Raw genomic sequence first — 21,499 nt, forward strand, 5'->3', positions numbered from 1 at the left:
GAGTATCAGCAGGGTAGTGAGGGTCGCAGGGCGCTGAAGATATCCGCTCGCGTAACGGAAACGGCCGCAGAGGTCTGGACGTCCTGGCCGCACATGCAACAGATGCTGGCGAGGTGGCATTCGAAGCGGGCGCCCAATGGCTGCTAGGCCAGCGGGTTACTCATGGCCAAGGGCTCAGTGCGCTGGCCGCGCTGTCGTGGGTAGCGCAGAGTCCGCCGCATCCGGAGATCGGCTTGGTCGTCGAGGGCGCCCCTCAAGAAGCCCCGTCCCTGGACGCCCTCGAAGAACTCTCGGGCCGGTACTGAGCGCCGGGTTTCGTCCTCTCTGACAGAAAGCAATACATGCCCCAGGACGTCATCGCCCTCACCCCGCAGACGCCGGACATCAAGACGCTGCTGGCCGCACTGCACGCCGGCGGCCCGGACCTGCGCGTGAACCGGGCAGGTGGGGGATCCGTGGCCCAGTTGTGCACGGACGACGGAAAGCTCCTGGTCTCCGTGGAGGCCCCCCGCTACCTGCAGGTGCCGGGCGAGACGGAGCGGCTGCTGGGGCTTGGCGTTGAGACAGAGGGACCGGTGTGGTGGACCGAGGTGCGGGCGTCCACCGCCATCGCGGAAGCCAGGCTGCTGGCCGGCTCGGTCGCGGGACGGCTGACAACGCTGCTCGGCGGCATCACATGGCCGCCGGAAGCCGCCCATACCGACGTCGTGACGGTACCGGCCACGGGTGAGATAACGGTCCCGTCCGCTGACGTGGACGTACTGACAGATGCGGATGTGCTGACCGACAAGAGCGTCATCGTCATCTACGACCGCCCGGTCGTTGCCGCCACGACATGGCTGACCGAGGCGGTGCGCACCGTGGCACAGGGCCGACGGGAGCTGTATCTCGTCACGTCCCCCAATAGCCGGCTGAGCCTGCCCACCCGCACCGTGCTGGAGCGCATGCCCGCACGCTGGGTCGTACGCCACCCCGAGATCGGCTACTACGACGGCCTCTCCGGAGCCGTACTGCGCTGGCACGACGGACGTTTCACCCCGGCTGCCGACAACGGCCTCCAGATCGCTGACGTCTTCCAACCCCCGCTTGGCAAGGGCGGTGAACGGCAGTTGCTGCTGTCCATCCGCACCATCCATCCCGCCCAGGAGCACCTGATACTCGGTGGCGCTCTGGAGGACGCCTGGCAGACCCTCACCGGATCGCCGCCGGCCGGATGGGCCACCGCCGAGCCCGTCAACGTCCCTTGGTCGCCAAGGCAGCTGACCGACCTGGCCCGCAGCCGCGCCCGCCAGGCCCAGCCCACCTGGACTGTCGCCGTAGGCACCGCCGACCGCCCTGCGATCGCCACCTTGCGCATCGCTCACACACGAAAGGGCGTAGAGGAGCACATCACGCTGGCTCTCGGTTATGCCGCAGACGAGAGAGCACCGGTCGAACTGCTGCCCCAGCTCGCCGAGTCCCTTGCGGCCAGGCGCAACCTCGCCACCATGATCAGTGAACTCCGCGCGGCGCGCGCAGACCTGACCACTCCCGCCCACTACGAACCGCCGTCGATTCCGGTCTCTCTTACTCTCGGCCCGGATGCCGTGGCCGACCTCGACATCAATCATGCCCGCAGCGCCCTGCCGGACTGCCCCCCGACCCAACTCGGCCCGGCCGGTTGCCCCGCCCTGCACTACCCGCTCGGCGACGGCACCGACCCCGCCGCCTGGCAACGCCTGCGACGCATAAACGAACGCCTGAAAGGTGGAAGCGGGGCAGCTGCCCGACCGTCCTGACAGTCGCCGCGCCATCGACCCAGCGGCGGCCCGCCTCGGCTGCGTGCGATATGAGCTGCGAGCCACGAGGGCGTGACGGTGCGCGACCGAACTGAAGGTGCCCGGTCGCCGACCCCTATCTCGTGCTCTCGCTTCTCAGCGGTGTGCGCACGGAAGAGGCGCGGCCCCTCACCTGGGACCACGTCTTCCTGAAGCCGGAGGACGGTCTCCCGCCTCACGTCGCGGTGTGGCGCTCGGTGCGCAAGCACGGTGAGACCAAGACCAGGAAGAGCCGCCGGACCATCGCTCTGCCGAAGCAGGTGGTCGACGTCCTCGAAGAGCACCTGCGCTGGCAGAAGCAGGAGCGGGCATCGCAAGGGCTGGAGTGGAGCCCTACCGGCCGCGTCTTCACGACCCGGACCGGCGAGCCGCTCGATGCGACCAACGTCCGGCGCGACTTCAAGGCCGTCGTGAAGAAAGCCGGGCTCAAGCCGGAGTGGACGCCTCGGGAGCTCCGGCACAGCTTCGTGTCCCTGCTCTCGGACCACGGCATCCCGCTGGAGCGAATCGCGCTCCTGGTGGGCCACAGCAGTCAGGCCACTACGGAGGCGGTCTACCGAAAGCAGCTTCGTCCGGTGATCACGGAGGAGGCTGAAGCCATGGATGACATCTTCGCTGAGGGGCAGATGACGACACTGAGGGACTGACCTTCATCCGAAACATGCATGTCAGTGACGTGATTGGGCGGTCCCGAGCGGGTCACTGAGATGCACGGAGTTAGCAGTCCAACAGACTCCGACAGTTTGCGGTGAAGGTGGCTACGGCTTCGTGGCTGCGCTCTCCATCCTCGACCAGCTCCTCAAGGGAAGGGACGGACCACAGCTCAGAGGGGAACGTGTGTCGGCCCTCTCTGACGGCTATAGCGATGTCCAAAGCGTTCGCCCATGAGTGCAGCTCCGTAATGACCTCGCCGGCTTCGTTTGCCACTTCCTCCGGTCCTTCAAGAGCGATCAGACTCCCGGCGACGTCCAGACGCTCGACTACTTCGCTGAACTGTTCGGAGAGGCGAGCAGAGGAGGGGGCGCGCGCTTCGAAGGCGTCTGCGGCACTGTCACCCAGCCTGAGAGCTTCCGTCGCTTGACTCACAAGGCTGACCGAAGGCATCCCGCCGCAGTTGTCGACGCCAGTGCTCATGCTGGGTCCGTCTCTGATCTTTCCCGGTTAGTCGGGCAGCCCCCAACGTGCCCACGATGCCGATCAGCCCCCCGACCGCAGCTCCTACCAACCCTGCTATGCCTTGATCCACGGCAGCAGTAAAGCTGAGAACCCAAGCCTTCGGGCGGAGATCGACTTGCTTTGGCCCCCTGTTTGGCCCCGAGCACGACAGAGGCCACATACCAATCTTGGTATGTGGCCTCTGACCAGCGTCGGGGTGGCGGGATTTGAACCCACGACCTCTTCGTCCCGAACGAAGCGCGCTGCCAAGCTGCGCTACACCCCGGCGTCGCTGCAGTCCTGCTTCTCGCGGCGACGACGTTTACTTTAGCCCACCGGTGGCTGTAGACGAAATCCGGTTTAGACGCGGCGGCGGACCGGGCTGGGGCGGGTGTGGTCCAGGGCCACGAGGAGGACGGCGAGGGCGTACATCGCGAGGCCCAGGAGGAGGGCGTTGGCCAGGATGCTGCGGTAGCCGTGGGTCGCCACGTCCAGGAAGGGATAGAGGTAGCGGGCCGGGTTCGTGGGGGCGAGGAAGGCCGCTCGGATCAGGTAGAAGGCCAGGTAGGCCAGAGGGTAGAGAAGCCAGCCGGCCGCCTGGCGGAGGTGCAGACGGGCGGCGGGTGTCAGCAGCAGCCAGTCCAGCACGGCCGCCACCGGTGTCAGCGTGTGCAGGATCTGGAGGGTCGCCCATGAGCCGTGCCAGCGCTCCGGGAGCGTCGTCGCGCCGGTCATGGAGAACGGGGGCGTCGTGTGGGCCAGCAGCAGGTGGTAGACGAGCGCCGAGATCACGACGTAGAGGAGTGTGGCGCCTGTCACGGCGGAGGACAGGGGGCGGCGGGCGCGCCAGGCCCTCGATGCCGACATGAGCATGGCGATGGCCAGCAGGAGGGCGGCCTGGACGCCGAAGTAGCTCAGGATGCGGGCCGGGGCGCCGAGCAGGAGCTCCAGGGCCACGCCTCCCGCCGCCACCAGGGCGGTCAGGAGGCGGAAGAGCGCGACCACGGGGCGGCGGATCGGCGCCACTACGGCCGTGGCCGGGACCGGGGAGGGCAGCAGCAGGGGCGGGCCCGGCACCGCGGGCAGGTCCGGGATGTCCCTGGGTATCGGGGCGGTCATGCCCTCACGCTAGGAGCGGGGGAGGGGTGCGGCTATTCGGCTTGGCCCGGGTGGGTTACGACCCCGGGCGGGTTACGGCCGGACCGCTACCGCCCACCAACGTCAGCAGCGTCGCCTCCGGTGGGCATGCGAAGCGGACAGGGGTGTAGCGGTTGGTGCCGCAGCCCGCCGAGACGTGGAGGTAGGAGGTGTGGCCGTCCGCCGTGTGGGTGGACAGGCCCTTCACGCGGTCCGTGTCCAGGTCGCAGTTGGTGACCAGCGCGCCGTGGAACGGGATGCACAGCTGACCGCCGTGCGTGTGGCCGGCCAGGATCAGGGGGTAGCCGTCCGCCGCGTACGCGTCCAGCACCCGCAGATACGGCGCGTGCACCACGCCCATCGAGAAGTCGTACGGCGCCGAGGGACCGCCGGCCACCCGGGCGTAGCGGTCGCGCTTGATGTGGGGGTCGTCGAGGCCCGTCAGCTCGATCGAGACGCCCTCGATCTTCAGGACACCGCGGGTGTTCGTCAGGTTCAGCCAGCCCGCCTCGTCGAAGCCGTCGCGCAGGTCCTCCCACGGGTTGTGGATGACGCCGACCGCCGGCGGGTTGCCGTTCAGGCCGTGCCGGCCGCTCGCCTTCTCCAGCAAGTAGCGGGCGGGGTTGCGGAGTTTGGGGCCGTAGTAGTCGTTGGATCCGAAGACGTACGCGCCCGGGAACTCCATCAGGGGGCCCAGGGCGTCCAGCACCTCGGGCACGCCCTCGGGGTCCGACAGGTTGTCGCCCGTGTTGATCACGAAGTCCGGGCGCAGGCCCGCCAGCGACTGCAGCCACCGCTGCTTCTTGCGCTGGCCGCTCACCATGTGGATGTCGGAGACCTGGAGCACGCGCAGCGGACGCATGCCCGGCGGGAGGACCGGGACCGTCACCCGTCGGAGGCGGAAGGAGCGGGCCTCGAAGCCCGCCGCGTACGCCAGACCGGCGGCGCCTGCCGCCATGATTCCCAGGGGTACTCCGTATCGCGCGCGCATGCGTCCATCGTGTCAGACGCACGGACGCCGACGAGACCGGCCGTCTCTCGATCAACAGACGTCCCTCTTGAGTCCACAGACGTCCCCCGTGAGTCAACGGGCGTTCCCCCTGACCCGACGGGCGTTCCCCTTGACTCGACGGGCGTTCCCCCTAAATCAACGGGCGTTCACGGCCGCACACCTGAGACAATCGATCCCATGACCACCACGCTCAAGTCGAAGCTGCACGACGACCTCAACGCCGCGATCAAGGAGCGCGACGAGCTCCGCTCCTCGACGCTCCGGCTGACGCTCGCCGCGATCACCAAGGAGGAGGTCGCGGGCAAGGAGAAGCGGGAGCTCTCCGACGACGAGATCCTCAAGGTGATCACCCGCGAGGCGAAGAAGCGCCGGGAGGCGGCCGAGGCCTTCGCGCAGGGTGGTCGTGCCGAGTCGGCCGAGCGGGAGAAGGCGGAGGGCGAGGTGCTCGCCGAGTACCTGCCCAAGCAGCTGTCCGACGACGAGCTGAACGCGATCGTCGCCCAGGCCGTGGATGAGGCCAGGGCGGCCGGCGCCGAGGGGCCGCGGGCCATGGGTGCCGTCATGAAGATCGTGAACCCGAAGGTGGCCGGCCAGGCCGAGGGCGGCCGGGTGGCCGCCGCGGTGAAGAAGCTCCTCCAGGGCTGACCCCGGGCACCACGGGCGCCGGCGCATCGCGGGCACACCGAACGGGCAGATACGGCGGCGGGGGGGGGGGGGGGGGGGCGGCGCCCCCCCCCCGCGGCCGCCCCCCCCCCCCCCCCCCCCCCCCCCCCCCCCCCCCCCCCCCCCCCCCCGCCGTACTCACATCACGGGGTCACGGGGTCACCCCCGCCAGCCCCCGTTTCCGTTCCCGTTGGTTCCGCCGTTCGTCTGCCCCTGGATGAAGTTGCCCGGGAGGGAGAAGGTCGGTGCCGGGGTGGCGCCGCCGATCGTGCCACCCGTGGTGCCGCCGTTGACCGTGCCGCCGTCAGCCGTGCCGCCGTCCGTCAGTCCGCCGATCAGTCCGCCGATCCCGCCCGTGCTGGTCCCGTTGTTGCCCCCGTCGGTCCCCCCTTGTCCTTTTCCCTGACCATCCCCCTTTTTGTGGTCGTCGGGGATGTTGATCAGGTTGAAGTCCTCCACGGGTTTGCCGGTCAGCGCGCCGGTCATCATGTCGCGCCAGATGGGGCCGGGGACCTGGCCGCCGTAGACCTTCTCGTTGTAGACGCCGCCGATGGTGATGTTCTTCATCTGGCGCTTGTGGGCCGGGTCGCCGACCCAGACCGCGCCCGCCATGTTGGGGGTGTAGCCGACGAACCAGGCCGCGTAGCGCTCGTCCGTCGTACCCGTCTTGCCCGCGCTCGGGCGGTCGCCGAGGCCGGCCTGCTGACCCGTGCCGTCCTCGACCACGCCCTTGAGGATCGTGCTGATGGTGTCGGCGGTCTTCTCCGACATCGCGCGCGAGCAGGTCGACTTGGGCACCTGGAGGGACTTCTCCGCGCTGCCGACCTTCTGCGTGATCGACTCTATGGCGATCGGGGTGCAGTACATGCCGCGCGAGGCGAAGGTGGCATACGCGTTCGCCATCGTCAGCGGCGACATCTCCTGGGTGCCCAGCGCGATGGAGGGGGCCTGGTCGATGGCCCGGCCGTCCGCGCGCCGCACGCCCATCCTGTTCGCCATGTCGGTGACGGGGCAGATGCCGATGTCGCTGATCAGCTGCACGTAGTAGGTGTTGACCGACTTGGCGGTCGCCTCCTTCATGCCGTACGGGCCGTGCTCCGACTCGTTCTCGTTCTGCAGCTTGGCGGGGTTGTTCGGATCGTTGCGCCAGACCTTGCCGTCGCACGCCTGCACGGGGCTCGGGTACGGCATCTCGTACGGCGACGGGTACTTCTGCGTCGGGGGCTTGCCGCCCTCGATCGCGGCCGCCGCGACGATCGGCTTGAACGTCGAACCGGGCTGGTAGCCGGCGCCGCCGCCCATGTCCGAGTTGACCGAGAGATTGATCTGCGTCTCGTTCGTGCCGAAGCCGTACGGGCGGGACTGGCCCATGGCGAGGATCTTGCCGGTGCCTGGCTCGACGATGGTCGCGGCGGTCGCCACGGGGTCGGACTGGTAGACGTGGTTCTTGATGGACGCCTGCACCGAGTCCTGCGCCTGCGGGTCGAGCGTCGTACGGATCGTCAGGCCGCCCTGGTTCCACAGCTTGGCCCGGGACTCCTTGGTCCTGCCGAAGACCGGGTCGTTCAGGACGACGTCGCGGACGTAGTCGCAGAAGAAGCCGGCGCCCCTGACCGCGGTGATGCAGCCGTTCCTGGGCCGGCTCGGGTGCAGGCCGAGCGGCGTCTGCTTGGCCTGGTCGGCCTCCTTCTGGGAGATGTCGCCAACGTCCGCCATCCGCTGGAGCACGGTGTTGCGCCGCTTGGTGGCCTCCGCCTCGTCGTTGACCGGGTCGTAGCGGCTCGGGGACTGCACGATGCCGGCCAGCAGCGCCGACTCCTGGAGGTTCAGGTCCTTGGCGTGCTTGGAGAAGTAGCGCTGGGAGGCGGCCTCGACTCCGTAGGCCTGCTCACCGAAGAACGTGATGTTCAGGTAGTTCTCGAGGATCTTCTTCTTGCCGAGCTTCTCCTCGGTCTGGATCGCGTACTTCAGCTCCTTGATCTTGCGACCGAGGGTCTGCTGGGTGGCTTCGGCGACCTTCGTCGGGTCGTCGCCGGCCTCCTCGATGAAGTAGTTCTTCACCAGCTGCTGGGTGAGCGTGGAGGCGCCCTGGGCGACGCCGCCTTCCTGCGCGTTCTTGTTCAGGGCGCGCAGGACGCCCTTGAGGTCGATCGCTCCGTGCTGGTAGAAGCGCGCGTCCTCGATCGCGACGATCGCCTTCTGTATGTACGGCGACATGTCCTTGAGGTCCACCACCGTACGGTCGCGGGAGTAGACGCTCGCGATCTGCTTGCCCTGGTTGTCCAGGATGGTCGTGCGCTGACTGAGCTGGGGACTCTTGAGGTTGGCCGGGATCTCGTCGAAGCTCTGGACCGAGCCCTTGGCCGCGAGGCCCAGCGCGCCGGCCGCGGGCAGCGCGATGCCCGCCATCACGGCTCCGGCGAGCACACTGACACCGAGGAACTTGGCGGCCTGCTGCGTTGGCGACAGACCACCGCCCGAGCGCTTCTTTGGCATGGGGGCAGCCTAATCCGTACTGATGAGCGTTCCGAAAGGGTGACCGCATCACGGCACGGCAAAGGGGGACGCCCTACGTTCCCATTCGCCGGACACGCGCGCAGGCCTTGGCCTAAGCTGCTCTCAACTGTCACAGCAGTGCGGTCACGTATCAATACGTCCGGCGACCCCGAATCGTTCCGGGTGTACCCCATTTTTCGCACGTGGGCGTGACCGGCTTCTGAGGAGGACGTGTCCGAATCCGCCTCATGTGTCACCCGGCGCCCGTTGTGGCGCACCACAGCTGTCCTGGTTTGCCGGGATGGTCGCACATGTCGCCAGCTCACTCCCGCGGGTGATCTGCCGTTAACCCATAGTCCGTTCGGGCCATTCAAGATTGGGCCCGAAGGGGGTGTTGCGCTGTGTCCACCTTCCGTAACGTCCTCAACTGGCGGCGGTGAATATGCCGCTGCCGCCGTGGGGGAGCCTCGATTCGGGAGAGGACGGCGCCGGTATGGGCTGGGTAACCGACTGGAGTGCGCAGGCCGCCTGCCGCACTACCGATCCGGATGAACTGTTCGTTCAGGGAGCAGCGCAGAACAGGGCCAAGGCGGTGTGCACCGGTTGCCCGGTACGCACCGAATGTCTGGCCGACGCGTTGGACAACCGCGTGGAGTTCGGCGTGTGGGGAGGCATGACGGAGCGGGAGCGCCGCGCACTGCTGCGCCGCCGGCCCACCGTGACCTCCTGGCGCAGGCTCCTGGAGACCGCCCGCTCGGAGTACGAGCGCGGTGCGGGCATCGTGCCTCTCGACAACGACGAGGTGTACGAGAACTACGCGGCGGTGAGCTGAGGAAGCCGAGGGCATTCCCTCCGGCACATCCCCGGGGCACGAGGCTCCGATCCGGCATACGCCAAGGGAAACTTCCGGCGTGCGCCACGGAAGCAGGGTCGGGCTCAGGCCCGGGGCGCCGAGCGGGGTGTACGCCGATACGCCGGGGATGCGGAAGCGGCTCGGGAAGCGATGGGACGCGGGAAGCGCCGGTCGGGCCTACGCCTGGGGAAGCCACGATCGGCCTCGCCGCCCCGCCTGAGGAGACGGTGGTCGGCCTCGCGCCCGCGCGTGAGCCGCCGCTGGCGTCGGTGCCGTGCGTTCGTCTGTAGAGCCGACGCCGTTCGTGCGCAGATGCGTCAGCTGCGCCGTCCGCACAGGTGACGCACGCTGTCCGTGCATGCGTTGCTCACGTCGGCCGCGCATGTGTGACGCACGCCGCCTGCGCATGCCTCGCTCACGTCGGCCGCAGGTGTGCCACCCACGCACGTACGACCGCTCGCCCCGCATGGCGCCGCGCGGAAACAGCCACGCAGCCGACCGCGCCGCAGCGGTAGGCCGTCGGCCCCCGGGGCCCTGCTACGGCCGCTCCGTCTGCCCTGCTGTGCCCGCTGACAGCCGGGTGCCGATGTCGCGCAGGCCGACGAGGTCGTGGACGTCGCCGGGCAGCGCGGGTACTTCGACGACCGCCACCTCGGGGTGACGGGCGGTGAAACGGTCACGCGTGCGCTGCTCGCGCGAGAGCAGCTGCATGCGATCGGCGTGCAGTCGCAGCAGACCCGCGGTGAGCCGGTCGACGGAGCGCTCCGTATCGGCGGGGGAGCCTTCCTCGGAAGCTGGGGCGTCGGTAGCGGCCTCGGATGCGGGAGATCGCGAACTGCCGTATGTGTCGGGAGAGTTACGAAGTCCAGCTTTCCCGCCCCCCTGATCCACAATGCGGGGGTCCTCAAGATTTTCGGCGGCGGCGAGCGCCCGCTCGGCCGACAGCCGGCCGGCGCCGCTGCCATGGACCCGGTTCAGCACCAGACCGACCAGCGGCATCTTCTCCGCGGCCAGCCGCTCCACGAAGTACGCCGCCTCGCGCAGCGCGTCCCGCTCCGGGGCCGCGACCACCAGAAACGCCGTACCGGGCGCCTGGAGCAGCTTGTACGTGGCGTCCGCGCGCGTACGGAACCCGCCGAAGGTGGTGTCCATCGCCGCCACGAACGTCTGCACGTCCTTCAGCAGCTGACCGCCCAGCAGCTTGCCGAGCGTGCCGGTCATCATCGACATGCCGACGTTGAGGAAGGCCATGCCCGCGCGGCCGCCGAGCTTGGCGGGGGCCGTCAGCAGCCGGATCAGCCGGCCGTCCAGGAAGGAGCCGAGCCGCTTCGGCGCGTCCAGGAAGTCCAGTGCCGAACGGGACGGCGGGGTGTCGACGACGATCAGGTCCCACTCGTCCTTCGCGCGCAGCTGGCCCAGCTTCTCCATCGCCATGTACTCCTGCGTGCCCGCGAAGCCCGCCGAGAGCGACTGGTAGAAGGGGTTGGCCAGGATCGCGGCCGCGCGCTCGGGGTCCGCGTGCGCCTCCACGACCTCGTCGAAGGTGCGCTTCATGTCGAGCATCATGGCGTGCAGCTCACCCTCGCCCTCGGTGCCCTTCACTCGGCGCGGGACGTTGTCGAGGGAGTCGATGCCCATCGACTGGGCCAGCCGCCGGGCCGGGTCGATGGTGAGTACGACCACCTTGCGGCCCCGCTCGGCCGCTCTGAGGCCGAGGGCCGCCGCGGTCGTCGTCTTGCCGACCCCGCCCGAGCCGCAGCACACCACGATCCGGGTCTTCGGGTCGTCCAGCAGCGGGTCGACGTCCAGCACGCGCGCGGGGGAGAGACCGTGGGCCTTCTCCCGCCCGTCGGCCTTGGCCCGCGCGTCGGTCCTCTCCTGCCCGCGTGTCTTCTTCCGGCCCGCGGCTTTCTCCGGCCCCGCGGCCGTCCGTGCTGTTTCGGGTGCCTCGGGTGCCTCGGCCGGGTCCGGACTCATGTCAACCCCTGCTTCCGCAGCTCGGTGGCGAGTTCGTACAGGCCCGCCAGGTCCATGCCCTCGGCGAGCAGCGGCAGTTCGCCGAGCGGCAGCCCCAGCTCGCCGAGCGCCGCGCGCTGCTCCTGCTCCAGCGCGTACCGCTCGGCGTACTCCGCCGCCTGGTCCAGCAGCGGGTCCACCAGCTTCTCCGCGTTCCCGCCGCGCCGGGCCCCGCCCAGCCCGGCCGCCGAGAGCGCCTGTGCGACGGAGGAACGCTCCACGGTCCGTACGAGTTCCAGGTCGGCCGCGTCCAACACCTCCGGCCGGACCATGTTCACGATGATCCGGCCCACCGGCAGCCGTGCCGCGCGCAGTTCGGCGATGCCGTCGGCGGTCTCCTGGACCGGCATCTCCTCCAGCAGCGTCACCAGGTGCACGGCCGTCTCCGGCGACTTCAGCACCCGCATCACCGCCTGCGCCTGATTGTGTATCGGGCCGATCTTCGCCAGGCCCGCCACCTCGTCGTTCACATTCAGGAAACGGGTGATGCGGCCGGTCGGCGGGGCGTCCATGACGACGTAGTCGTACGCGAACCGCCCGGAGCGGTCCTTGCGGCGCACGGCCTCGCACGCCTTGCCGGTGAGCAGGACGTCCCGGATGCCCGGTGCGATGGTGGTGGCGAAGTCGATCGCGCCGAGCTTCTTCAGGGCCCGGCCCGCGCCGCCGAGTTTGTAGAACATCTGGAGGTAGTCCAGAAGGGCCAGTTCGGCGTCTATGGCGAGGGCGTACACCTCACCGCCGCCGGGGGCGACCGCGATCTTCCGCTCCTCGTACGGCAACGCCTCCGTCTCGAAGAGCTGGGCGATGCCCTGCCGGCCCTCGACCTCCACGAGAAGCGTCCGCTTCCCCTCGGTCGCGAGGGCCAGCGCCAGTGCGGCGGCGACCGTCGTCTTTCCGGTCCCGCCCTTGCCGCTGACGACCTGGAGCCTGCTCACGTCTTCGAGCCTAACCAGTCCGCTCGACACTCACGCGGGAGGCTGTGGATAACGCAGGTCACTGTCCCCAAGGTCACAGGTCACCTACCCCGCGGACACAGGTCGCCGTCCCCCCGGTCGCAGCGGCTACAGTCGGCCCCATGACCAAGTGGGAATACGCAACCGTGCCGCTGCTCGTCCATGCCACGAAGCAGATTCTGGACACCTGGGGCGAGGACGGCTGGGAGCTCGTCCAGGTCGTGCCCGGACCCAACAACCCCGAGCAGCTCGTGGCCTACCTGAAGCGGGAGAAGCAGGCATGAGCGCGGTCGAGGCCAAGCTGGCCGAACTGGGCCTGACCCTGCCGGAGGTCGTACCGCCGCTGGCCGCGTACCAGCCGGCCGTGCAGTCCGGTGTGTACGTCTACACCGCCGGCCAGCTGCCGATGGTCGAGGGCAAGCTGCCGGTCACCGGCAAGGTCGGCGCCGAGGTCACCGCCGAGGAGGCCAAGGACCTGGCCCGCACCTGCGCGCTGAACGCGCTGGCCGCCGTGAAGTCCGTGGTCGGTGACCTGGACCGCATCGCGCGCGTGGTGAAGGTCGTCGGCTTCGTGGCCTCCGCGTCCGACTTCACCGGGCAGCCCGGTGTCGTCAACGGCGCCAGCGAACTGCTCGGCGAGGTCCTCGGCGACAAGGGCGTGCACGCCCGCAGCGCGGTCGGCGTGGCGGTGCTGCCGCTGGACGCGCCGGTGGAGGTCGAGATCCAGGTCGAGCTCGCCCAGTAGCCCCCGGAACCGGTCCGCCGGACCGCGCTGACCTCGGGTACCTCTCGAACATTCGCACTGCGCGGGATAGCCTCCGCCCATGGCGAACGGTCAGTGGTACCCCCCGGAGTGGCCGGACCGCATCCGCGCGCTCGCGGACGGCACGCTCACCCCGGTGTCCCCGAGGCGCGCGGCCACGGTCCTGCTCCTGAAGGACACGCCGGACGGCCCCGCGGTCCACATGCTGCGCAGACGCGCCTCCATGGCCTTCGCCGGAGGCGCGTACGCGTATCCCGGCGGCGGTGTCGACCCGCGCGACGACGACCGTACGGTGCGCTGGGCGGGCCCCACGCGCGCGTGGTGGGCCGAGCGGCTCGGCGTCGACGAGTCGGGCGCCCAGGCGATCGTCTGCGCGGCCGTGCGGGAGACGTACGAGGAGGCCGGCGTCCTGCTCGCCGGGCCCGACGCCGAGTCGGTCGTCGGCGACACCACCGGGGCGGACTGGGAGGCGGACCGGGCCGCGCTGGTCGCGCGCGAGCTGTCCTTCGCCGAGTTCCTGGACCGGCGTGGGCTGGTGCTGCGCTCGGACCTGCTGGGCGCCTGGACCCGCTGGATCACCCCGGAGTTCGAGGCCCGCCGCTACGACACCTGGTTCTTCGTGGCCGCCCTGCCCGAGGGCCAGCGCACCCGGAACGCCTCCACGGAGGCCGACCGCACGGTGTGGATCCGCCCCGCCGAGGCCGCCGCCCGCTACGACAAGGGCGAGCTGCTGATGATGCCGCCCACCATCGCCACCCTGCGCCAGCTGCTGCCGTACGCCACCGCCGCCGGGACGCTCGCGGCGGCCCCGGGGCGCGACATGACGCCGGTGCTGGCCCGCGCCCGCCTCCAGGGCGATGAGATTGTCCTGTCCTGGCCGGGGCACGAGGAGTTCACGAAGCACATTCCGACGGCACCGACGACCACCGGTGGAGGCCCCGCATGACCGACGCAGCCACCCTGCCGGGCCAGCCCCGTGGCCAGGTGCTCTCCGGCCCGGCCACCGAACGGGCCGTCAACGTCCTCGCGCCCAACGCCTCCGCGATGACCCTGGACGGCACCAACACCTGGATCGTCGCCGAGCCCGACTCCGACCTGGCCGTGGTGATCGACCCGGGCCCCCTGGACGAGGGCCATCTACGCAACGTCGTCGACACCGCCGAGAAGGCCGGCAAGCGCATAGCCCTGACCCTGCTCACCCACGGCCACCCCGACCACGCCGAGGGCGCCGCCCGTTTCGCGGAACTGACCGGCACGCGCGTGCGTGCCCTCGATCCGGCGCTGCGCCTGGGCGACGAGGGCCTGGCCGCCGGGGACGTGGTCACCGTCGGCGGCCTGGAGCTGAGGGTCGTACCGACCCCCGGGCACACCGCGGACTCGCTGTGCTTCCATCTGCCGGCCGACCGGGCGGTGCTGACCGGTGACACGATCCTCGGGCGCGGTACGACGGTCGTGGCGCACCCGGACGGCCGCCTGGGGGACTATCTGGACTCCCTGCGCCGGCTGCGGTCCCTGACGGTGGACGACGGCGTGCACACGGTCCTGCCGGGTCACGGGCCGGTCCTGGAGGACGCCCAGGGCGCCGTCGAGTTCTACCTCGCCCACCGCGCCCACCGGCTCGCCCAGGTGGAGACGGCGGTCGAGGACGGCTACCGCACCCCGGCCCAGGTCGTCGCCCATGTGTACGCCGACGTCGACCGCTCCCTGTGGCCGGCGGCCGAGCTGTCGGTACGGGCCCAGCTGGACTATCTGAGCGAGCACGGGCTGATCTAGCCACGGCTCCCGGCTAGTCCGGCCTGGGTGCCTTGATGCCGTGCACGCGCGCGTACTCGTCGGCGAGCCAGGGGCCGAGGTCGTCGACGTAGGACCGCAGTACCTCCGGGTCGCCGACGGGTTCCTGGCCATGCCGCGCCGCCGTACGCAGCCGTGCGGCCCGCTCGGGGTAGTAGGCGCCGCACACCTCGGCCATCTGGCCCAGATCGCTGGTCCAGCCGTTCCAGCGGGGCATGACCAGGGTGAAGCCGGTGCGGACGAGGTGCCGGGACGTGAAGCGCACGAGGGGCCGCCTGGCCTCCTCGGTGTCCTCGGCGTCCGCGATCCGCTTGCGCCAGCGGGGCAGCCACAGCGCCAGGTCGCCGTTGGTCTCGCGGGCGAGCAGGGAGTCGGGGCGGTAGCGCGGCAGAAGCTCGGCGAGGTCCTCGCCCAGCAGCGGGGTGCACAGACAGGCCACGAACCAGCCCAGGTCGTACCGCTCCAGCTCGCTCAGCACCCGGTCCCTGCCGTACAGCAGCGTGCCGACGCCGTCGATCTGCGGGAACTCCTTGTCGACCGCCTCACCGAGCGTCCGTACGGCGTCCCGGTCGGCGTCGGCCGGTTCGTCCCGGAGCGCGACGAACAGGTCCAGGTCGCTGCGGCCCACGCGCGCGGTGCCGCGCGGGATCGACCCGTAGAGGTAGGCGCTGTGCAGCCGCGCCCCGAAGACCTCCAGCAGCCGGTCCCGCGCTATGGCCACGACAGGACGGAAAGCGGCGGGCACGCGCGCGAGGGAGCCTTCGCGCGCGATGAAGCCCTGGTCGTCGAGCCCGGGCCGACGGATCGTTTCAGCCATGGGGCAACTGTGCCGCCCGGGAGACGGCCGCGCTGGGCAATTTCGGCGCGGCCGGCATCAGCGGCCCAGGCGGCAGCCCGGAGCGGCAAGGACAGCGGGGCCCGGCTCGCGAGAAGCGGACCCCGAGGTCGTACGGCCTGGACGGGCGTCACCGCGAGCGCTTGGCCAGCCTCTCCACGTCCAGCAGGATGACGGCCCGCGCCTCCAGGCGGAGCCACCCGCGCTGGGCGAAGTCCGCCAGTGCCTTGTTCACGGTCTCGCGCGAGGCGCCGACCAGCTGGGCCAGCTCCTCCTGCGTCAGGTCGTGGACGACGTGGATGCCCTCCTCGGACTGCACGCCGAAGCGGCGCGACAGGTCCAGCAGGGCGCGTGCCACGCGGCCGGGGACGTCGGAGAAGACCAGGTCGGACATCGCGTCGTTGGTCCTGCGCAGACGGCGGGCGACGGCGCGCAGCAGGGCGCCGGCCACCTCCGGGCGGGCGTTCAGCCAGGGCTGGAGGTCGCCGTGGCCGAGACCGAGCAGCTTGACCTCGGTCAGCGCGGTCGCGGTCGCCGTACGGGGGCCCGGGTCGAAGAGCGACAGCTCGCCGATCAGCTCGCCGGGTCCGACGACGGCCAGCATGTTCTCGCGGCCGTCGGGGGAGGTGCGGTGCAGCTTGACCTTGCCCTCGGTGACGACGTACAGCCGGTCACCCGGGTCGCCCTCGTGGAACAGGGAGTCGCCGCGTGCGAGGGTCACCTCACTCATGGAGGCGCGAAGCTCCGCGGCCTGCTCGTCGTCGAGAGCCGCGAAGAGCGGGTTGCGCCGCAGAACGTCGTCCACTGAGTTCTCTCCTTGTCGACCTGCTCAGGGGATCTTGCTCCCCCGAGTGCCAGGGGACCGTGTTCCCCATTTTGCCGGACGGTCCAAACAGTGTGATCTGTCACAAGGATGCCGCACAGGTGTCCCGAGGTAAGCGTCAGGGGTCCAATCGGGGACCGATCCACCGGGTCCGGAGCGGATGTCGGTGCCGGGCTCTAGGCTGGCCGGGTGTCCAAATCGCCGGTGAGAGCACAGGCCAAGGGGGCTTAGCGGGTGGTTGTACGTCGCGATTCCGCTGTGGGCGAACAGGGCTCCGGCGGCAGTAGGAAAACGGGAAAAACGGCAAAAAAGGTCACGCCGACCAAGAAGGCGGCCTCGAAGAAGGCGGCGCCGGCCAAGGCGGCGGCCACCAGCAAGAAGGCGGCGCCCGCCAAGAAGGCAGCCCCAGCCCGGAAGGCCGCCTCGGCGAAGAAGGCCGCCTCGGCGAAGAAGGTCGCCCCCGCCAAGAAGGTCGTGGCCACCGGCGAGGCCGTGGTCCTGAAGAAGGCGGCGCCCGCCAAGACGGTCGCCGTGAAGCCGCCGAAGGAGGAGTCCCGCACCGCCCTGGTCCGCCGCGCCCGCCGCATCAACCGCGAGCTGGCCGAGGTGTACCCGTACGCCCACCCCGAGCTGGACTTCGACAACCCCTTCCAGCTGCTGGTCGCCACCGTGCTGTCGGCCCAGACCACCGACCTGCGCGTCAACCAGACCACCCCGGCGCTCTTCGCGAAGTACCCGACCCCCGAGGACCTGGCCGCCGCCAACCCGGAGGAGGTCGAGGAGATCCTTCGCCCCTGCGGGTTCTTCCGGATGAAGACCAAGTCGGTCATGGGGCTGTCCAAGGCCCTCGCGGAGGACTTCGGCGGCGAGGTGCCCGGCAGGCTGGAGGACCTGGTCAAGCTGCCCGGCGTCGGCCGCAAGACCGCCTTCGTCGTGCTGGGCAACGCCTTCGGGCGGCCGGGGATCACCGTGGACACCCACTTCCAGCGGCTCGTGCGCCGCTGGCAGTGGACCGAGGAGAGCGACCCGGACAAGATCGAGGCCGCCGTCGGCGCGCTGTTCCCGAAGAGCGAGTGGACCGACCTGTCCCACCATGTGATCTGGCACGGCCGCCGTATCTGCCACGCCCGCAAGCCCGCCTGCGGCGCCTGCCCGATCGCCCCGCTCTGCCCGGCCTACGGCGAGGGCGAGACCGACCCCGAGAAGGCGAAGAAGCTCCTGAAGTACGAGAAGGGCGGCTTCCCCGGCCAGCGCCTGAAGCCCCCGCAGGCCTACCTGGACGCGGGCGGCAGGCCGGCCCCGCCGCTGGGGGCCGCGTGACGGAACGATCTCGGGGTCCTCGGGCGTTGGACGGACAGAGCGAGGGGGGTGGCGATGGCGAGGGCCAGTGAGACGCGGGGCGGCGCGGTGACGCTGAGCAAGGAGGGGCTTCCGGAGTGGCTGGCGCCCGTGGTGCGGGCCGCCGAGACGGTCGAGCCGCTCCAGCTGAGCCGCTTCCTGCCGCCGGAGAACGGCTCGGGCCGCAAGTCGGCCGTGCTGATCCTGTTCGGCGAGGGCGAGCGCGGCCCGGAGCTGCTGCTGATGGAGCGCGCCGGCTCCCTGCGCTCGCACGCCGGGCAGCCGTCCTTCCCCGGCGGCGCGCTCGACCCCGAGGACGGCGATCCGCACCGCGACGGACCGCTCAGGGCCGCGCTGCGCGAGGCCGAGGAGGAGACCGGCCTGGACCCCTCCGGCGTCCAGCTCTTCGGCGCGCTGCCCGCGCTGTACATCCCGGTCAGCGGTTTCGTCGTCACGCCCGTGCTCGGCTGGTGGCGCGAGCCCAGCCCGGTGGGCGTCGTCGACCCGAACGAGACGGCGCGGGTGTTCACGGTCCCCGTGGCGGATCTCACGGACCCCGCCAACCGAGCCACCGCCGTCCACCCCAGCGGCCACCGAGGTCCGGCATTCCTGGTCGAATCGGCCCTGGTGTGGGGTTTCACGGCCGGGGTGATCGACCGTCTGCTGCATTTCGCGGGCTGGGAGCGCCCCTGGGACAGAGAGAAGCAGGTCCCACTCGACTGGCGCGCATGACAGGGTGATCCCGTGAACGTGCTGGACATCCTGTTGCTGGTCGCGGCCGTCTGGTTCGCGGTGGTGGGCTACCGCCAGGGCTTCGTCGTCGGCATCCTGTCGGTGATCGGGTTCCTGGGCGGCGGCCTCGTCGCCGTGTACACGCTTCCCGTGATCTGGGACGCCGTGACCGGTAACGCGAACGTCGGCACCACCGCCGCCGTGGTCGCCGTGGTCGTCGTCATCGTCTGCGCCTCCGTCGGCCAGGCCCTGACCACCCACCTCGGCAACAAGCTGCGCCGGTACATCACCTGGTCCCCGGCCCGCGCCTTGGACGCCACCGGCGGCGCCCTGGTCAATGTCGTCGCCATGCTGCTGGTGGCCTGGCTGATCGGCTCCGCCCTGGCCGGCACCACCCTGCCGACGCTCGGCAAGGAGGTCCGCGGCTCCAAGGTGCTCCTCGGTGTCTCCCGCGCGCTGCCCGCGCAGGCCAACACCTGGTTCGCGGACTTCTCCTCCGTCCTCGCGCAGAACGGCTTCCCGCAGGTCTTCAGCCCGTTCGCCAACGAGCCGATCAAGGACGTCCAGCCGCCCGACCCGGCCCTCGCGAACAGCCCGGTCGCCGCCCGCGCCCAGCGCTCCATCGTCAAGGTGACCGGCACCGCCCAGAGCTGCGGCAAGGTGCTGGAGGGCACCGGCTTCGTCTTCGCGAACCGCCGGGTCATGACCAACGCGCACGTCGTCGGCGGCGTCGACGCGCCCACCGTGCAGATAGGCGGCGAGGGCCGCAGGTACGCCGCCAAGGTGGTCCTGTACGACTGGAAGCGCGACATCGCCGTACTCGACGTACCCGACCTGAAGACGAACGCCCTGCGGTTCTCCGCGCAGGACGCGGCCGGCGGTGACGGCGCGATCGTCGCGGGCTTCCCGGAGAACGGCTCGTACGACGTGCGCGCCGCGCGCGTGCGCGGGCGCATCACGGCCAATGGCCCGGACATCTACCACCGCGGCACCGTCCGCCGCGACGTCTACTCGCTGTACACGACCGTCCGCCAGGGCAACTCGGGCGGCCCGCTGCTCACCCCCGACGGCCGGGTGTACGGCGTGGTGTTCGCCAAGTCCCTCGACGACGCCGAGACCGGTTACGCCCTCACGGCGGACGAGATCCAGCCCGACGTCCAGCGGGGACGTACGGCGAGCGAGCAGGTGGGTACGGACAGCTGCGCCCTGTGACCCCCCGGACAGCCCGGGAGGGGCGTCAGCCGCGTGGGTGGCGCAGACGCACCGAGACCCAGCGTGCCCGGCGGCGCAGGATGCGCGGAATCCCCACCCGGAGGTCCGCTTCCGCGAGTTGCGGATTGCCTCGCTGAGACGTGCTCACACCGGCGCCGGAGCGGCGGTTGCGGGGTGCGTCACTGTAGTCGTGCGTCCAGCCCATACCCCGACGCATGCCCCTGCCCGAAGGTCGATAACCGCCTGAGCGCCGCCCAATTGGCCTATGCGGCGGGCATGTGGCCGTTCGGCGGACAACTGTTCAGGAACCGGATACTCCACGCATCGAAACGTCACCGCACGGTCACCGGTGTCCATCACCGATACGGGTGAACCGCACCGCAGTATGTGACCGGCGCGGGCGGGCGTCACCGGTCCGGTTCGGGATCCTTCAGCCAGTTGACGAGCTCGGTGGAGAAGGCGGCGGGATCCTCCTCGTGCGGGAAGTGGCCGAGGCCGTCGAACAGGCGCCAGCGGTACGGCGCTTCGACGTACTCACCCGACCCGGCGGCGCTGCGCGTGCGCGTCACCGGGTCCAGCGAGCCGTGCAGATGCAGCGTGGGCACCCGCACCGGCCGCTTCATCCTGCGGTTGAACTGGATGCCGTCCGGGCGGGCCAGCGAGCGCACCAGCCAGCGGTAGGGCTCGATCGAGCAGTGCGCGGTCGACGGGATGCACATGGCCCGCTGGTAGGTCTGCACGGCCGCCTCCTCCGGCGGCTGCGGCCCGGACCAGTCCCGGAGCAGCCGGCCCACCAACGCGCCGTCATCTGCGGTGAGTTGACGTTCCGGAAGCCATGGCCGCTGGAAACCCCAGATGTAGGAGTTGGCGGCCGTCTGCCGGGCGTCACGCAGCATCGCCGCGCGCCAGCGCCGCGGATGCGGCATGGAGACGACCGCGAGCCGCCGTACGAGCTTGGGGCGCATCGCCGCCGCGGTCCACGCCAGATAGCCGCCCAGGTCATGGCCGACCAGCGCCGCGTCCGGTTCGCCGAGCGAGCGGATCACGCCGGTGACGTCGAGCGCGAGGTTGGCGGGGTCGTACCCGCGGGGCGTGCGGTCGCTGCCGCCGACGCCCCGCAGGTCCATCGCCACCGCCCGGTAGCCCGCGTCCGCGAGCGCGACCAGCTGGTGCCGCCAGGTCCACCAGAACTGCGGGAAGCCGTGCAGCAGCAGCACCAGGGGGCCGTCGCCGAGCTCGGCGATGTGGAAGCGCGCGCCGTTCGCGGCGACGTCCCTGTGCGTCCAGGGACCATCGATGCGTACGGCCGAGGGGGCTGGGTCCGTCATGACTGTGAGCGTGCCACAGCCTCGATGGCCGCGGGGGTGCGGTCCTCGGGCAGCTCCGCGCGCGGGTGCGGCTTGGCGTTCTGCAGTACGCCCGCCGTCTCCTTCATGGAGGCGGCCACCTTCTGCGGGCCCTTGCTCTTCTTGGCCTTCTTCGCGAACAGCGCGCCGATCAGCGCGAGGAGGCCGGCGAGGACCACGTTCGCCGCGAAGGACAGCACGAAGCAGATCGCCAGGTTCCAGCCGCTCCAGGTGCGGATGCCGTAGGCGAGCGCGAAGTTGAGCATCGGGAGCGAGAAGACGAGCAGCACCAGGGCCGCCGAGAACGCGCCGCCGCTGGCCGCGCCGCGCTTGACGTCCTGCTTCAGCTGGGCCTTGGCCAGGGCGATCTCGTCGTGCACCAGCGCCGACAATTCGGTCGTCGCCGAGGCGAACAGCTGGCCGATGCTGCGTTCGGCGCCGACCGGGCTGCCGTCGGGTGCGCTCATCGCGTTCTCCCTTACGAGGTGTCTCGTGCCGCGGTGGCCGTGCCGTCGTACGTCATGCGCGTGCCGTACGTAGCCGGCGGATCCGCTCGT

General features: G+C 70.5%; 22 protein-coding genes and 1 tRNA gene. 11 read left to right on the top strand and 12 right to left on the bottom strand.

Translation table 11 applies throughout. The annotated features are described in order from the left end of the window. The first annotated feature begins 341 nt into the window (after positions 1-341). Together ACFYOH_RS10865 and ACFYOH_RS10870 are read left to right on the top strand one after the other, a co-directional pair. On the top strand, positions 342-1,778 hold the full coding sequence (locus ACFYOH_RS10865) for a DUF6177 family protein (RefSeq protein ID WP_388623572.1): 1,437 nt from the start codon (positions 342-344) through the stop codon (positions 1,776-1,778). Positions 1,779-1,900: 122 nt separating this feature from the next. Continuing rightward, a complete protein-coding gene (locus ACFYOH_RS10870) occupies positions 1,901-2,464 on the top strand; it encodes a site-specific integrase (RefSeq protein WP_388623575.1) in 564 nt (187 codons plus the stop codon). A 70-nt stretch (positions 2,465-2,534) separates the two neighbouring features. Here the strand turns inward: ACFYOH_RS10870 and ACFYOH_RS10875 are convergent, their stop codons facing one another. The 4 genes from ACFYOH_RS10875 to ACFYOH_RS10890 all read right to left on the bottom strand — a co-directional run bounded on the left by ACFYOH_RS10875 (position 2,535) and on the right by ACFYOH_RS10890 (position 5,100). Then, on the bottom strand, positions 2,535-2,951 hold the full coding sequence (locus ACFYOH_RS10875) for a hypothetical protein (RefSeq protein ID WP_388623578.1): 417 nt from the start codon (positions 2,949-2,951) through the stop codon (positions 2,535-2,537). 233 nt (positions 2,952-3,184) lie between these two features. Then, a tRNA-Pro gene (locus tag ACFYOH_RS10880) sits at positions 3,185-3,258 on the bottom strand. A gap of 74 nt (positions 3,259-3,332) precedes the next feature. Beyond that, complete coding sequence (locus tag ACFYOH_RS10885) at positions 3,333-4,091, bottom strand: Pr6Pr family membrane protein (RefSeq protein ID WP_388623581.1); 759 nt, start codon at positions 4,089-4,091, stop codon at positions 3,333-3,335. A gap of 55 nt (positions 4,092-4,146) precedes the next feature. Then, on the bottom strand, positions 4,147-5,100 hold the full coding sequence (locus ACFYOH_RS10890; protein ID WP_388623584.1) for a metallophosphoesterase: 954 nt from the start codon (positions 5,098-5,100) through the stop codon (positions 4,147-4,149). 198 nt (positions 5,101-5,298) lie between these two features. On the opposite strand from ACFYOH_RS10890, the gene ACFYOH_RS10895 reads away from it, so the two are divergent. Then, entirely contained in the window at positions 5,299-5,766 is a 468-nt protein-coding gene (locus tag ACFYOH_RS10895) for a GatB/YqeY domain-containing protein (protein ID WP_388623587.1), read from the top strand. Between the two features lie 177 nt (positions 5,767-5,943). Here ACFYOH_RS10895 and ACFYOH_RS10900 read toward each other — a convergent pair whose 3' ends face one another. Beyond that, positions 5,944-8,280: a transglycosylase domain-containing protein gene (locus tag ACFYOH_RS10900; RefSeq protein WP_388623589.1), complete on the bottom strand. Its 2,337-nt coding sequence runs from the start codon at positions 8,278-8,280 to the stop codon at positions 5,944-5,946. A 493-nt stretch (positions 8,281-8,773) separates the two neighbouring features. On the opposite strand from ACFYOH_RS10900, the gene wblA reads away from it, so the two are divergent. Next, on the top strand, positions 8,774-9,112 hold the full coding sequence (gene wblA, locus ACFYOH_RS10905; RefSeq protein ID WP_018547931.1) for a transcriptional regulator WblA: 339 nt from the start codon (positions 8,774-8,776) through the stop codon (positions 9,110-9,112). A 558-nt stretch (positions 9,113-9,670) separates the two neighbouring features. On the opposite strand, the gene ACFYOH_RS10910 is transcribed toward wblA, so the two are convergent. Both ACFYOH_RS10910 and ACFYOH_RS10915 read right to left on the bottom strand, forming a co-directional pair. Next, complete coding sequence (locus tag ACFYOH_RS10910) at positions 9,671-11,110, bottom strand: ArsA family ATPase (RefSeq protein ID WP_388623592.1); 1,440 nt, start codon at positions 11,108-11,110, stop codon at positions 9,671-9,673. Beyond that, positions 11,107-12,084, bottom strand: coding sequence for an ArsA-related P-loop ATPase (locus ACFYOH_RS10915; protein ID WP_388623595.1), 978 nt, complete (start codon positions 12,082-12,084; stop codon positions 11,107-11,109). The genes ACFYOH_RS10910 and ACFYOH_RS10915 overlap by 4 nt, the downstream gene beginning before the upstream one ends. Before the next feature lie 140 nt (positions 12,085-12,224). Here ACFYOH_RS10915 and ACFYOH_RS10920 point away from each other — a divergent pair, with 140 nt between their 5' ends. From ACFYOH_RS10920 to ACFYOH_RS10935, 4 genes are all read left to right on the top strand, one after another. After that, positions 12,225-12,386, top strand: a complete 162-nt coding sequence (locus tag ACFYOH_RS10920; RefSeq protein WP_003975360.1) for a DUF4177 domain-containing protein — start codon at positions 12,225-12,227, stop codon at positions 12,384-12,386. After that, complete coding sequence (locus ACFYOH_RS10925; protein ID WP_228624160.1) at positions 12,383-12,847, top strand: RidA family protein; 465 nt, start codon at positions 12,383-12,385, stop codon at positions 12,845-12,847. The genes ACFYOH_RS10920 and ACFYOH_RS10925 overlap by 4 nt, the downstream gene beginning before the upstream one ends. A gap of 79 nt (positions 12,848-12,926) precedes the next feature. Next, positions 12,927-13,811 (top strand): NUDIX hydrolase, encoded by an 885-nt coding sequence (locus ACFYOH_RS10930; RefSeq protein ID WP_388623598.1) that lies wholly within the window; start codon positions 12,927-12,929, stop codon positions 13,809-13,811. Next, on the top strand, positions 13,808-14,638 hold the full coding sequence (locus ACFYOH_RS10935) for an MBL fold metallo-hydrolase (RefSeq protein WP_388623601.1): 831 nt from the start codon (positions 13,808-13,810) through the stop codon (positions 14,636-14,638). Before ACFYOH_RS10930 ends, ACFYOH_RS10935 begins: the two co-directional genes overlap by 4 nt. A 13-nt stretch (positions 14,639-14,651) precedes the next feature. On the opposite strand, the gene ACFYOH_RS10940 is transcribed toward ACFYOH_RS10935, so the two are convergent. Together ACFYOH_RS10940 and ACFYOH_RS10945 are read right to left on the bottom strand one after the other, a co-directional pair. Then, complete coding sequence (locus tag ACFYOH_RS10940) at positions 14,652-15,473, bottom strand: nucleotidyltransferase domain-containing protein (protein WP_388623604.1); 822 nt, start codon at positions 15,471-15,473, stop codon at positions 14,652-14,654. A gap of 148 nt (positions 15,474-15,621) precedes the next feature. Continuing rightward, the gene (locus tag ACFYOH_RS10945) at positions 15,622-16,296 is read right to left on the bottom strand and encodes a Crp/Fnr family transcriptional regulator (RefSeq protein ID WP_030668030.1); all 675 of its coding nucleotides are present in this window, start codon (positions 16,294-16,296) and stop codon (positions 15,622-15,624) included. 276 nt (positions 16,297-16,572) lie between these two features. On the opposite strand from ACFYOH_RS10945, the gene nth reads away from it, so the two are divergent. From nth to ACFYOH_RS10960, 3 genes are read left to right on the top strand one after another with little or no spacing between them, the layout of a single operon-like run. Next, positions 16,573-17,634, top strand: coding sequence for an endonuclease III (gene nth, locus ACFYOH_RS10950; protein WP_388623607.1), 1,062 nt, complete (start codon positions 16,573-16,575; stop codon positions 17,632-17,634). Between the two features lie 54 nt (positions 17,635-17,688). Then, positions 17,689-18,384, top strand: coding sequence for an NUDIX hydrolase (locus ACFYOH_RS10955; protein WP_388623610.1), 696 nt, complete (start codon positions 17,689-17,691; stop codon positions 18,382-18,384). A gap of 12 nt (positions 18,385-18,396) precedes the next feature. Further along, positions 18,397-19,596 carry a MarP family serine protease gene (locus tag ACFYOH_RS10960; RefSeq protein WP_388623613.1) on the top strand — a complete coding sequence of 400 codons (1,200 nt, stop codon included), beginning with the start codon at positions 18,397-18,399 and terminating at the stop codon, positions 19,594-19,596. A 25-nt stretch (positions 19,597-19,621) separates the two neighbouring features. Here the strand turns inward: ACFYOH_RS10960 and ACFYOH_RS10965 are convergent, their stop codons facing one another. From ACFYOH_RS10965 to ACFYOH_RS10975, 3 genes are all read right to left on the bottom strand, one after another. Beyond that, positions 19,622-19,801, bottom strand: a complete 180-nt coding sequence (locus tag ACFYOH_RS10965; protein ID WP_365723261.1) for a hypothetical protein — start codon at positions 19,799-19,801, stop codon at positions 19,622-19,624. A gap of 202 nt (positions 19,802-20,003) precedes the next feature. Next, entirely contained in the window at positions 20,004-20,924 is a 921-nt protein-coding gene (locus ACFYOH_RS10970) for an alpha/beta fold hydrolase (RefSeq protein WP_388623616.1), read from the bottom strand. After that, positions 20,921-21,409, bottom strand: coding sequence for a phage holin family protein (locus ACFYOH_RS10975; RefSeq protein WP_388623619.1), 489 nt, complete (start codon positions 21,407-21,409; stop codon positions 20,921-20,923). The genes ACFYOH_RS10970 and ACFYOH_RS10975 overlap by 4 nt, the downstream gene beginning before the upstream one ends. Between the last annotated feature and the right edge of the window lie 90 nt (positions 21,410-21,499).

Source organism: Streptomyces sp. NPDC007856 (assembly GCF_042868225.1).
In the GTDB taxonomy this organism is placed as follows: Bacteria; Actinomycetota; Actinomycetes; order Streptomycetales; family Streptomycetaceae; genus Streptomyces.